This is a genomic window from Rhodoferax lacus, from assembly GCF_003415675.1.
Lineage (GTDB): Bacteria > Pseudomonadota > Gammaproteobacteria > Burkholderiales > Burkholderiaceae_C > Allorhodoferax > Allorhodoferax lacus.
In genome coordinates this window covers 26012-38064 of sequence record NZ_QFZK01000028.1, presented here as the reverse complement: position 1 = coordinate 38064, position 12053 = coordinate 26012, and the positions used below count along the sequence as shown (strand labels likewise).

General features: G+C 53.0%; 11 protein-coding genes. 5 read left to right on the top strand and 6 right to left on the bottom strand.

Going from position 1 to position 12053, the window contains the following annotated elements; all coding sequences use genetic code 11:
- Window positions 1-208: 208 nt before the first annotated feature.
- The 3 genes from DIC66_RS21370 to DIC66_RS21355 form a co-directional block, all read right to left on the bottom strand.
- Window positions 209-1111, bottom strand: a complete 903-nt coding sequence (locus DIC66_RS21370; protein WP_117180211.1) for a plasmid partitioning protein RepB C-terminal domain-containing protein — start codon at window positions 1109-1111, stop codon at window positions 209-211.
- Entirely contained in the window at window positions 1108-2673 is a 1566-nt protein-coding gene (locus DIC66_RS21365; RefSeq protein WP_117180210.1) for a recombinase family protein, read from the bottom strand. Before DIC66_RS21365 ends, DIC66_RS21370 begins: the two co-directional genes overlap by 4 nt.
- Window positions 2674-3977: 1304 nt before the next feature.
- A complete protein-coding gene (locus tag DIC66_RS21355; RefSeq protein WP_117180209.1) occupies window positions 3978-4220 on the bottom strand; it encodes a BON domain-containing protein in 243 nt (80 codons plus the stop codon).
- A 76-nt stretch (window positions 4221-4296) separates the two neighbouring features.
- Between DIC66_RS21355 and DIC66_RS21350 the strand changes: the two genes are divergently transcribed.
- From DIC66_RS21350 to DIC66_RS22980, 3 genes are all read left to right on the top strand, one after another.
- Window positions 4297-4740 carry a hypothetical protein gene (locus tag DIC66_RS21350; protein ID WP_158558977.1) on the top strand — a complete coding sequence of 148 codons (444 nt, stop codon included), beginning with the start codon at window positions 4297-4299 and terminating at the stop codon, window positions 4738-4740.
- Entirely contained in the window at window positions 4737-6125 is a 1389-nt protein-coding gene (locus DIC66_RS21345) for an AMP-binding protein (protein ID WP_117180207.1), read from the top strand. Before DIC66_RS21350 ends, DIC66_RS21345 begins: the two co-directional genes overlap by 4 nt.
- Before the next feature lie 528 nt (window positions 6126-6653).
- Window positions 6654-7265 (top strand): hypothetical protein, encoded by a 612-nt coding sequence (locus DIC66_RS22980; RefSeq protein ID WP_147321376.1) that lies wholly within the window; start codon window positions 6654-6656, stop codon window positions 7263-7265.
- Here the strand turns inward: DIC66_RS22980 and galE are convergent.
- From galE to DIC66_RS23795, 3 genes are all read right to left on the bottom strand, one after another.
- Window positions 7225-8301, bottom strand: a complete 1077-nt coding sequence (gene galE, locus DIC66_RS21340) for a UDP-glucose 4-epimerase GalE (protein WP_117180206.1) — start codon at window positions 8299-8301, stop codon at window positions 7225-7227. The genes DIC66_RS22980 and galE overlap by 41 nt on opposite strands.
- On the bottom strand, window positions 8298-8648 hold the full coding sequence (locus tag DIC66_RS23800) for a TraR/DksA C4-type zinc finger protein (RefSeq protein WP_158558976.1): 351 nt from the start codon (window positions 8646-8648) through the stop codon (window positions 8298-8300). Before DIC66_RS23800 ends, galE begins: the two co-directional genes overlap by 4 nt.
- A 490-nt stretch (window positions 8649-9138) precedes the next feature.
- Window positions 9139-9411 (bottom strand): universal stress protein, encoded by a 273-nt coding sequence (locus tag DIC66_RS23795; RefSeq protein ID WP_420820510.1) that lies wholly within the window; start codon window positions 9409-9411, stop codon window positions 9139-9141.
- 306 nt (window positions 9412-9717) lie between these two features.
- Here DIC66_RS23795 and groL point away from each other — a divergent pair, with 306 nt between their 5' ends.
- Both groL and DIC66_RS21320 read left to right on the top strand, forming a co-directional pair.
- Window positions 9718-11352 (top strand): chaperonin GroEL, encoded by a 1635-nt coding sequence (groL, locus tag DIC66_RS21325; protein ID WP_117180213.1) that lies wholly within the window; start codon window positions 9718-9720, stop codon window positions 11350-11352.
- Between the two features lie 7 nt (window positions 11353-11359).
- Window positions 11360-12052: a dienelactone hydrolase family protein gene (locus tag DIC66_RS21320; protein WP_147321375.1), complete on the top strand. Its 693-nt coding sequence runs from the start codon at window positions 11360-11362 to the stop codon at window positions 12050-12052.
- Window position 12053: the final 1 nt, after the last annotated feature.

Genomic DNA, 12053 nt, shown 5'->3' with positions numbered 1-12053 from the left:
CACGCTGTACTCACGCCGGCGAGGGCGCGCCACTGTCGACACTTGATTCATAGTCTCCATGATCTCCTTCGTGGGGACGATGCCTGATCATGGCGATCGATTCAACATGGGATTGCCGGACGCATACCTTCAGGCGATTTCCTGGTGGGTAGCAGTTTGTCAATGGGAACAATCATCGGCTCTGGGATGAATCCGAGCGGTCGCTCACTCATGCTGCATGCCCTCCATGTTCAATCCGATCTGCCACATACTTTGGCATGCTCTCCAGACCCTCCGCCCGAAGTAAGTTCACAAAGTTTTCGTTCGCCAGAAGTTGCCGCATTGCTTCGACGGTGAACAAAAGACATTGCTGCGCGAATTCGGCTTTTTTCACCATCATCTTCTGACGGCTAACTTCGTTTTGGTAGGTACGTATAAGGCTTGACGAGGTCACTTCTGAAACCTTCCTAGATGCTCCACGCGCAATGGTTCTCCCCAACGTACGTCGCTTTTCAATTACCTTTCTGGCATTTAGAAGGTGGTTCCCGCGTAATTGGCCGCTTTCGTATGCGTCTTGCAATGCAGCTTGAATATCTTTGTCTGCGCTCCCAGCCCCGGCAATTTTGAGTGCTGCTCCAAGGGGAATACGACCACCTGACACGGCAACAAGCAACCGCTCCTCACCATTCTTCAAGAGATGCAGAATGCCGTGGATGTAGTCAACCCCGAGCCCAGTTTTTTTTGCAATGTCTTTCTTGTCATAGCCCTGCTCATGCAACTTTTCTATGCCAGATAGCAGTTCCAGCGTCCTTGCTTGCCGGCGGGCGATATTCTCAGCGAGACTCATGATGAGGGCATCCTCATCACTGACATGTACGACGATCGCTGGAATAGTCCTTTCAGATAACGCTTTGTATGCTTTTAGCCGACCCTCACCACAAATTAGCAAATATCTTTCCACGCCTTCCGAGTTTCTTCGGGGCGTCACGGTGATGGGCTTCTTGAGTCCAATGTTTTTTATGTTGCCGACAATGTCCTCAAAGATACGTGTATTTCTTTCCCTAGGATTCAGTACGTCAATGAGCTCCAATGGAATTATTCGCAATTCATTTGACCTATGTTCTTTACTCATGCGGCTCTCCTAATGCGGGTGCGCTCGGCCATGCCATGGAGATAGTCCAGGCTGTCAAATCGGAAAGTTTCAAATTCAATGCTGTTGTGTTCTGCCAAGCTGATGCGAGGGCAACCAAATTCCAACCTCGGAAGCAAGTAGTAGTCCAGTGGCGCCCTATTGGGTTGATCAAGACGCACCGCTACAGTGATATCGGGCTCAAGGCTGGTGTCGAACCTGATCTTCCAGCGGTGACGTCCGTTTCCGTGGGTTTGGCACCGCGCAAGAACAATAGATACGGAGATCTCGTGGTTTATTTGCAGGAGATCTGTGGCGGGATCCCGTACAACCGTACCGCCCAAATTGACAATTTCCCGCTCCGTGTTGCTAATGATCTCTGGGTGCAGAGTGCGGAGAAATCTATTCACTTCCAGAAACTGGTAGTCACGGTCTGGCGTGAATCCGACAGCCTCATAGGCTCTGATCAGGCTGCCGAAACGATGAATATAAGCAGAAGCTGATGGCATGTCTTCCGCTTCGTCAATGATTAGCCCAGACAGAAATCCACGATGTTGGTATAGGTTCCGCAGTTTTTCAATGAGCTCATCATTGCTGTAACGATGGGATCTGGCCCGCATTATCCCCTGGGCCGTGTAAAAGATCTCGGGTGAAACCAGTGCTTCAAATGCACCTTCTTTCTTGATCCACATATCCGGTTGATTGGCTATACGGTGTTTTTTGAGTTTGAATGAGATTCTGTTATAAACGTTGTTGCCCACATACTTCTCATTGCTCAGCACCTCACGGACAGTTGAGCGAGTCCAGTTCCGGTCTAGATCAGTCCGCACTCCCTTCTCGTTGAGCCTGGTGGCAATGTTTGACTCAGGCAGTCCTTCATCAATAAACCAGCGATACATCTGATTCACAATTTCCACCTCAGAATCTGGGCCAGGGATCAAAATAACTCGGTCTGTTTGCAAGCTCTTATGCTCGCCACGAGCAAGTTCACTTTTGATGGATCCGCCTTGGTCAATTAGCACCCGACGTAGTCCAAACCCTGCAGGCCCACCCTGCCTATATCCGAGCTCAATCAATCGACACTGCCCAGCAAATACCTTCGCGGAGAGTTCGCGGCTGTACTCACCGGCCATGGCTCGCTTGACCCCTTTGACAATGGTGGACACGGGTGACCCATCGTTTTCGAACTGCTCAGCACAATATGTGACTTGGATACCAGCGCGCCGGCAGATGTATTCGTAATACGCGCTCTCGTCGGCGTCCTGAAATCGGCCCCAGCGGCTGACGTCGTAGACCAAAATCATCTGAAAGTCCACTTGACCTGACTCCACATCCCTGATTAGCTTCTGAAGTGACAGCCGACCACCGATATTCAAGCCGCTTTTGCCCTCGTCAGCATAGGTGCGCACGATCTGGATTCCACGTCGTGCTGCATATTCACGGATCTTGTCCCCTTGGTTTTCAGTCGAATACTGTTGATGTTCCGTGGACATGCGGACGTATTCGGCTGCGCGGAACTGAACCGGCGGAATAGACGCTTCCGTTGACAACTCATCTGAAACCATAGGTTCAAAAGCCCACTTCTTAAAAGGTAAAGGACATGCCGATCCCTGCAGTACATCATTGCGATGGCCTTCCGAGCTGGGTTGTCGAGCGCTTGTTGCCGCAAAGTTACCTGATATGGCCACCAATAACCATCACGTACTGTCTTTGCAAGAGGTGACTTTGCAATGACCATTTCGGCAGCTGGAATCAAGGCAGACGAGTGAAATCTCGACAGTCCATACCTTGCTCTTCCGAGATTGGCTCCCAAGAACAGGGGAAATTCGATAGATTCCCGCTGCAAATGGGTCACGCAAGCCGGACTCATCTATCTTTGCAAGGCTTGTCACTGGGAGAGAACCGCATTTATCTCTCTGCTGACGGCGATTTCTCTCGGCATACTCGGGGTGATCGTCTCGATACTGGCGCCAGTATCCAGGATTCCGGTCCATCCATTCGCGCTGCAGTCGCTGTTTATTCTCGCGATAGTCTGGGTCGGTTTGCAGCTTTCCTTGATACCAGCGCTGTCGTCGAGCCTTTTGGCACGATGATTTCGAGCAGTAGAGTTGATCCGGCCTCTGTGGAACCGGCGTGAAAGGAAGGCTGCAGCATGCGCATGACTTGTCTTGCATCTGATCGCTCCGTACGTTTGTGACGTTTGGAAGCGGAACGCAAGAATGCCGTCAGTCTCCTTAGTTTGAGGACAATTTACGAAAAGAAGAACCTTTTTTTAGAAATTAAATGTGAAAATGGATTCCTGCATCCCTGCTAGGGCTGGAGCTGGATCCGATTTCCGTTGTCTGGTGGCTTCTTAAATAGTGGCTAATGACTTGTATTAATATAGAGTCGGTGCGTTGCATGTAAAGATCGGGAGAATTCGAAGCGAATGTTCTCGCCATCACTCGTCAGCTTGTCTAAATCGGAACGATGATATCGTCTTGGCATTTATTGCTCGTTGCAGTGATGGAGGTATTGATCGCGCCAGAACCGAAAAACTTCTAAAGTTTTTTTGCCCTCCGAAACATTTGCCCGATGTAACCGGCATAACCTTGGCGCGGATCAACTTAGGTTGTTGATTCCAAATGGGGTTAACGGAAAATCTTGGCTAGGGACAACACGGTTCTTGGAAAATCAAGGGCGCAGGTAGTGCGGCGCGAACTGGCTGTCGCGGTCTTTATGTGCAAAGACTGGCACCTGTTGGTGCAGCCTTACTTCGTCTGGGAACGCGTGCAAGGGCCTGGAGAGGTGACTACGGGCCTCAAATTAGCCCCCCATTGCTGTACGGAGCCAGTTCCGCAGGCCTCTCAGCCCGCCTACGATTAAAGAGCTAGCGCGATCCCCGCTTGTGTATGGTCTCAGTTGGCTTGATTTTGATCTGCAGTGCGCGCATTCCCTGCACCCGCCTTGCAGTCCGTTCGACCTGAAAACGTGTCTGGTAGGTGTCCACGTGGCCGTTCAAAGTCACCTCTCCGTGGTCCACAAACACTTCGATATCTGCTTTATTGATGGAAGGTAGTGAGTCAATCCTCTCCATCAAATCGGCTTTTAGTTCCGCATCGGTTCGCATCATATTGTCTTCCCAGATTTGCCCCCCTCGCCAAGGGGTATGGGTGTGAAGTCGGCGATGGCTCCACTCTAGGAAGGCTGTGACCGTGCCGTTTGAGAATTCTCAACTGCGCAAAGAAAGTCGGGGAAAAAATGCCAGTATGAAAATTCCGACTGACACCGTCATCCTACCCATTCTGGCTTGTGCTTCGATTCTGGCTTGCAGCCATTGGAACAATATGGCTGATCCTGAAGCGCTGTGGCAGCAAAGCGTATCTCGACGGGATCTGGCCTTGAGGAATCAGAAGATACTGGACGATATGAAAGGCACCATCCGGGACATGCGTGCCAAAGCATCCCAGGGTAGTCCGGCGCATCGCGTAGCCCTGGAGCGGGAGCTCATTCCTATTGAAAAAATGTTGCAGCAAACCCAACTGCAGCTGCTTCTGACCCATGCGGATGACGAGGCGACCCGTCGGCTAATCAGGCAATCGTTCCAGCTTGCCCCACCTCCGGAGAGCACAAGGTGGAACAACGGTGGATGAATAGCTATCCGACAGGTGTTCCAGCAACAGTTGACGTCAGCCCGTACCTCTCGCTGTCAGCATGTCTGCGCTCTGCTTGCCAGTCATTTGCTAATTTACCAGCCTTCAGTGACTTAGATACCTCCATTCGCTACACAGAGTGGGACCGGTACAGTCGCCACTTCGCAGCCTACTTGCAGAACGTACAGAGCTTGAGGCATGGTCACCGCATTGCACTTATGATGCCCAACCTGTTGCAGTACCCGGTAGCACTCCTTGCGGCCTGGCGCGTAGGCCTGGTGGTGGTGAATATCAATCCGGACTCCACTGCCGAGGAACTGGAATACCAGCTCAAGGATGCTGATGTTTCGGCCATAGTGGTTTGCGAAGAAATGGTGCCAACCCTGCAACGGGTGCTGGAGTGGAACCCCGACTTGGTATTGAGCGTTGTCATTACCCAACCGGACGACCTGCGACCACATGCCATGGGAGCACCGACCAGTGCCAGTGTTAAGTACCGAACAAAGGAGTCGGGTCCCTGGCAGATTGCAGAGAGCGAGCCGTTCGATGCCGCTCTTCGGGGGGGAGAGGGCTTTGAATTGCAGGAACCGGCATCCTACCTTGCGGACATTGCCTTACTGCAATACACCAAGGGAAGTACCGGTTTGGCAAAAGGTGTGATGCTGACGCATGGAAATCTGCTGGCAGTTATGGCCCAACTAGGTGAGTGGATCACACCTGTTCTGCGCAGAGGACAGGAGGTGTGTGTTTGTCCTTCGCCACTTTGGCGGATTGATGTGTTGGCACCGTGGATGGTGCTTTCGGGTGTTGGCGCTCACTCCATTTTGCTTGCTGATTCAAAAGACTTGGGTCTCATCGCGCAAACACTGGGACACTACCCGGTAACGGTCATACTGGGATTGAATACGCTCTATGGCTCACTGCTGAAGGCTCCGGGGTTTGCAGCTTCCAAAATGCCGACACTCAAGTGTGCCCATGCAGTTGGGATGGCGGTTCAAGCTAGCGTTGCGGAGCGATGGAAAAAGGCTACCGGTGTTCCCATTATTCAAGCCTATGGACCCACGGAATGCACTTCGGCCGCATCGTGTAAGTTGCTGGACAATGTGGAGTTGATCGGAACCATAGGACAGGCTCTGCCCGCGACTGAAATCGCCGTTAAAAACGAAACGGGTCAAGAAGTGCCTCAGGGAACTACCGGTGAGATTTGGATCCGTGGACCTCAGGTCATGCAAGGCTATTGGTTAAGAAAGCAGGAAACGGAGCAGGTCCTGACCGCCACTGGTTGGCTGCATACAGGCGATATGGGATTCATGGATAGGTACGGTTATATCTGGATGACCGGGCGCAAGAGATCGACGCTGCCGCAGATTCAAGACGCCCATTGATGTGGCCAAGGCGTTTCTTGGAGTGCAGACAGAGCAACGGGATGGCGAAATTCGTAGCGTGGCCGAAACGTATTCCGGTGTAGGCTCAAAATCAACAACCGTATGGAATCCAGCCACGAACCTGTGTCAAATCATCGTAACAAGCGCGGTACGCACACAGGATATTCAGCACAGCCAGCTTGGCGGGATCACCGGCTTGGATCTGAGACCGCAATGGCTGGGCTCCGCCGCCGATGCCAGGTGATCCAATGTCACAGGTCCACTCTGAAGCGCGCCCGGAATGCTGGTTTTACCTTTCAAATGGCAATGGAAGTCGACCAGCTACTTGAGAAAGAACGGTTGTGGCAAGCCCTGGTTGCACATATGTTGAGGACTTGAGCTTGCGGTTGCGGTTGCGGTTGCGCACTGTTCTGAGAACGCCCTGAGTCTTGGTTTCTTCTTGATATTTCGCAAGGGGGACTCAACGCGGCGGTTGGAGACTTTCCATAGTTGGGGCTTCCAACTGAGTGACTAGTAGGGAGCAATTACATGAAAAGATACATGCCATATGTTCTTCTCGCTGTGAACTTTTGGACCTGCAATGCGCTTGCCCAATCTCACCCACTTTACAGCGCCCGCATGGAGTTCCATGCAATAACTGATGCGCCGGCACCTGAACTCACACCCGCAATCCGTCTTTTCAGAAACTTGCCTAGGACGACGCAGGAGTACCGCCTGCAGAGGGTATGGGCCTGGTCCACCGGTCCTTCCATGGTGTGGTCCTTGGATGCGAGCTATCACCTTTCGGATAACGCTGTGGGCGAAGCGGAATCGCATGCGAGTATAGGCTCCCAGGGTCGAAAGAAGGTTTACGCAGTCCACTTTCAGCCTGGATTCAAGCTTTCGGACAATTCATGGGCGTACGCCAATATTGGGTATGAAGGCACCTCATTACACGAAGAAACGGCTCGTGGGGTGGTTGATTGGGAAATGGAGGTTGTGAGCTACGGGCTTGGTATGCGCAACCTTGTTGGAGAGCATTTCTATTTGCAAACCGATATACAGCAACTCTTTCCTACCAGCCCTCTGGTTCATGGCAACGGTATCGGACTGAAACCGCCTAGCACTTCAGGGTGGTTGCGTGTCGGCTATAACTTTTAGACGCTGCTTGGGCGGACAGGGACTCCTGCGCATAGCCAAACGGATGGCTGCTTTGCCAACACCACGCATCGGAGCACATCTGGTTCAGAGTGCGCTCCGCCTTCCAGCCTAGAATCTGCAAAGCTTTGTTGACATCGGCGTAACATATGGCTACGTCCCCGGAGCGTCGGGGTGCGATACGGTAGGGAACTTTCTTACCGCTGGTCTGTTCGAACGCTGTAACGATGTCGAGCACACTGTACCCGGTTCCTGTGCCCAGATTAATCTCTATACAGCCTTGCAGAGCCTTCAACTGTTCCAGCGCGCGTGCATGTCCCCTTGCCAAATCCATGACATGAATATAGTCTCGTACACCGGTTCCATCCGGGGTATCGTAATCTCCACCCCAGACCTGAAGTAGGTCCCGTCTCCCCACGGCAACCTGAGCGACGTAGGGCATCAAATTGCTGGGAGTACCCTGTGGATCTTCACCCATCGCACCACTGTCATGTGCACCTACAGGATTGAAATAGCGCAACAGAACGGTAGTCCATCTAGGATTGCTGCGACAGAGATAGCGCAGCATATCCTCGATGACCAGCTTGGTCTGGCCATAAGGGTTGGTGGTAGACAGGGGGTGGTCCTCCGTCAATGGCAGCCACTGGGGCTGGCCATAGACGGTGGCTGATGAACTGAACACCAGCGCATGAACGGCACATTCCTCCATGGCCTGAAGCAGAATCGTAGTGCCCACGACGTTGTTGCTGTAGTAGCGCACGGGCATTTGTACAGAATCGCCCACAGCCTTCAAACCCGCAAAATGCACCACTGCCTTTGCGCCACTCAGACACAGTGCCTTGACTACCTGGGCTTTACACCGCAGGTCACCCCGGTACAAAGTCACGTTTTTACCAGTGATATGCCTAATGCGTTGCAGAACCTCGGGGTTGCTATTGCTGAAATTGTCGAAGACGGATACGTCATACCCTGAATTCAAGAGGTCCACACAGGTATGCGATCCAATGTAGCCTGCCCCCCCAGTTACCAGAACTTTCATATGCAATTGAGCTCGGTGAGTGGGATAGGGTGATTCACTTTGGGCTCGCAGCTAAGGCAATGCAACGTGGCCGGGTACACATTGAGACGCCGCAGATCAATATTGTTCCCACAGACACTGCACTTACCATATGTATTGCTCCGCAGGCGCTCGTGCGCAACGCACAATTCCGAGAATTCACGGGCTGCTTGGTCGAACGTGACATAGTCATGTTTTAGATTGGGGAGTGCATATGGCCGCGAACGGAAGCGCTCATATGCCTCGCGCAAAATCTGGAGTTGCTCAAATTCCTTCTGCAAAATGATTTGCGAAAAAATAGGGGCTAGTTTTTCTTGGTAGCTATCCACAGAACCTCCTTTCTTACGAACCAAGTAGCTTGCAATCGTGACAAAAATTCAATTTGTGAATTGTCAACAGCGTGCTAAACGTCTTTATCAATAATCGGGTCAATCCAAAAATGAGGAAGAACCATGCAACAATCCAATCGCAGTAGTCGACGCAGCAAGGCGGTGGACGGCCTTTCCCCCCACGATTTTGACCAGGCCTCGTTAGGCATTGTGTTGAGTGCGCGTGTCCATTTGCAAACTTCGATTCTTGCCGGCTCACGCAGCGAGATCAAAGCGCATACACGCAGCCAACGAGCTCGGACCTCTTGGCTTGTGGAGCAGTAGTCAGGCTTTTGGCTAAACCCCAAAGGTGGTTTGCCGAGCGCGTCGGACGTGTGGTGTGCACTCATTAGGAATCCAACGGTCAGTCCAACCTAGGCATTGTGGCCACAGTTCCGAAATTACCTCTTTATTCGGTGCAAGCCCTTGAAATGATCGTGTGCGGCGCCACTCAGGTACGCACGACCAAAACCGGAAGCATGCTTCTTTGGAGAACATGCTCTGCCACGCTGGACCGTGTCAACCGATTCAGGCTGCTAGGGGCATCCAATCCCATCACGACGAGATCGGCATGGCAACTGTGGGCCGCACCAGTGATGCCATACCAGGTTCGTGCTTCCTCCTGTGCCTGAAAAACCACGCGCAGACCAGCGGCTGTTGCCCGGTCGCATGCTGATTGCATAGTTTGATGTGCTTCTTGACGCGAAGCTTGGCCAGATCGGATGCTGTCCTGGCCAGATTTGATAGCTACCCGGGGGCAATGGGAACAGGTCGTATACGATGACTAGTGTGAGACTGGCATCAAAGGTCCTGGCTACATTGATACCTCAGTCCAAAGCGGCGATAGCTGTTGGCCAATCCCCCACAGCTACCAAGACATGGTTGTACATGGCCATATTCCTTAGCCGGTATCGCGAAGAATGCAGATTCTGGCCCCAAGCGCTGGATACTGCATGCGGATTGTCAAGCAGATTCCTTGCAGTGCTTCGAATAATTGGCATAACCAGTGTTTGACACTACGGAGTACTCTATGCCAAGTCCCAAGAAACTACTCTTTCATGAAGAGGCTCGTGAGCGAATATGCAGCGGCGTGGATGCGCTGGCCGAGGCCGTCAGTGTCACCTTAGGTCCACGGGGACGCACCGTGATACTTGAGGACGCACTTGGTGCCCCACAAATTGTTAATTCTGGGGTAGTTGTTGCTCGTTCCATTGAACTGGAAGACCGCTTTGAAAACATGGGTGCTCGATTGCTATGTGAAGTCGCAACTCGTACGAGCGAAATGGCTGGTGATGGAACCACCACGGCTACGGTCCTGGCGCGAGAAATGATCATCCAGGGCAGACGCTATATCGCCGGTGGCATGAATCCCATGGAGCTCAAGCATGGCATGGAACTGGCGACAGCGGCTGTAGTGCGGGCCCTGCAGTCCATGGCTAAACCGTGTACCTCGCCCCAAGACATTGCCCATGTGGCATCGATTGCGGCCAATAATGACCGATCTATCGGTGACCTGCTAGCATCAGCCATGGAGAAGGTCGGGCGCGAAGGAGCCATTGCGATTGAGGATGGATCTGGACTGCTCAGTGTGCTGGAAGTGGTGGATGGGCTGCAGTTTGACCGCGGCTATCTCTCTCCCTTCTTCGTGAACAACACCGATGGACATTTGGCGGTCTTGGAAGATTGTTCGATCTTGCTCTGCGATGGGAGGCTGTCCCGGATCACTGACTTGTTACCGCTGCTGGAAGCGGCGCTCAAGGAGGCACGCCCTTTGTTGGTGATCGCAGAAGACTTGGATAGTGACGTTCTGTCGCTACTGGTCGTCAATGCCATCCGCAGTTCACTCAAGACGTGCGCCGTCAAGGCGCCCGGCTTTGGTGAGCAGCGCAAGGCTTTGCTACAGGACCTGGCCGCATTGACCGGCGCCCATGTAGTCAGCGAGGAGATGGGCCTTACGCTGGCCAAAACAACCTATGCAGACTTAGGTCATGCCCGCCGGGTAGAAGTGGGAAAAGATAGCACCACCATCATTGGTGGCACCGGACAAACTGATGCCATTCAAGAGCGGGTTGCATTCATTCGCAAAGAGCGAGAGACGGTCGGTACCCATTACGACCGGGAAAGACTGGATGAACGGGCAGCGAAGCTCTCCGGTGGAGTCGCACTCATCAAGGTGGGAGCGGCCACAGAGACTGAGCTAAAGGAACGCAAATTGCGTGTGGAAGACGCCTTACATGCGACGCGTGCCGCAGTCGACGAGGGGATTGTTCCGGGCGGCGGTGTGGCATTGCTGCGTGCACGCAATGTTCTATCCACCATGTCGGGTTACACGCTGGACGAAAGTTCGGGCATTCGTCTCGTGATGCGCGCGTTGGAGGGCCCCTTACGTCGAATCGTCTTCAATGCGGGTGAGGAAGCGTCGGTCATTGTGGATCGTGTCGAGGCGTCCAGCGAGCCGGCGTTTGGCTATAACGCAGTCACACGCAGCTATGGAAATCTGCTTCAGATGGGAGTCATTGATCCAGCCAAAGTGACCCGCCTAGCTTTGCAAAATGCAGCATCGATTGCCGGTTTGGTACTCACGACCGATTGCCTGATTGTAAAGAGTGCGCTCGCGAACAACGCCCATCAGAACTTGGACACGGACAGCGGTAGCGCGCTGTAGCTCGGCGATGATTCCTTCAGATAAATCTGCCATCGTCTGGGAAAATGGAATGATCGGTTCACATGGCCTGGCAGGTGAGTGGGGATTGCCCGTCCAAGCCCGTGGGATGGTCGTTTTTTCACAATGCGGTGGAAGTCGCAGGCAGGGTTCGCGCGACCGCCACGTGGCAAAACTGTTCAACGACTATGGTCTGGGAACTGTGCTGTTCGATCTGCTTACTCACGAAGAGGCCCTGCAGCAGGTAGCACAGTCGAACATCAGTATGTTGTCTGAGCGTTTGCAGGATGCCTTGCTGTGGCTGAAAGGTCGCTACGAAGCTAAGTCACTGCCTCTTGGACTTTTTTCTTCCGGCTACGGCACTGCGGCAGCGATGGTTGCTGCTGCACTGATGCCGTCCGAAGTCCGTGCCATTGTTTCCCGCAGCGGTCGACCCGACATGGCCGACGGCTACTTGGCTGACGTGCGTGCACCCACACTCCTGATCGTAGGGGCGAAAGATCCCTATGTGCTGGCCGTCAATCGCGCTTGTGCGCAGACCATGGCCTGCCTGACTGATCTCAAAATTATTCCCCGTGCCACCCATCTCTTTGAAGAGTTTGGCACGCTTGATGCGGTCACAGTCCTGGCCATCAACTGGTTTCTTAGGTATTTCAGCGAACCGGGTGATGTTCCTGTGGAGGAATTGCTCCTGCGTAGGTAGT

Coding starts and splice junctions, on each gene's coding strand:
- DIC66_RS21345 (WP_117180207.1), top strand. CDS start 4,737: ATGAATAGCTATCCGACAGGTGTTCCAGCAACAGTTGACGTCAGCCCG.
- groL (WP_117180213.1), top strand. CDS start 9,718: ATGCCAAGTCCCAAGAAACTACTCTTTCATGAAGAGGCTCGTGAGCGA.
- DIC66_RS22980 (WP_147321376.1), top strand. CDS start 6,654: ATGAAAAGATACATGCCATATGTTCTTCTCGCTGTGAACTTTTGGACC.
- DIC66_RS21320 (WP_147321375.1), top strand. CDS start 11,360: ATGATTCCTTCAGATAAATCTGCCATCGTCTGGGAAAATGGAATGATC.
- DIC66_RS21355 (WP_117180209.1), bottom strand. CDS start 4,220: ATGATGCGAACCGATGCGGAACTAAAAGCCGATTTGATGGAGAGGATT.
- DIC66_RS21370 (WP_117180211.1), bottom strand. CDS start 1,111: ATGAGTAAAGAACATAGGTCAAATGAATTGCGAATAATTCCATTGGAG.
- DIC66_RS21365 (WP_117180210.1), bottom strand. CDS start 2,673: ATGGTTTCAGATGAGTTGTCAACGGAAGCGTCTATTCCGCCGGTTCAG.
- galE (WP_117180206.1), bottom strand. CDS start 8,301: ATGAAAGTTCTGGTAACTGGGGGGGCAGGCTACATTGGATCGCATACC.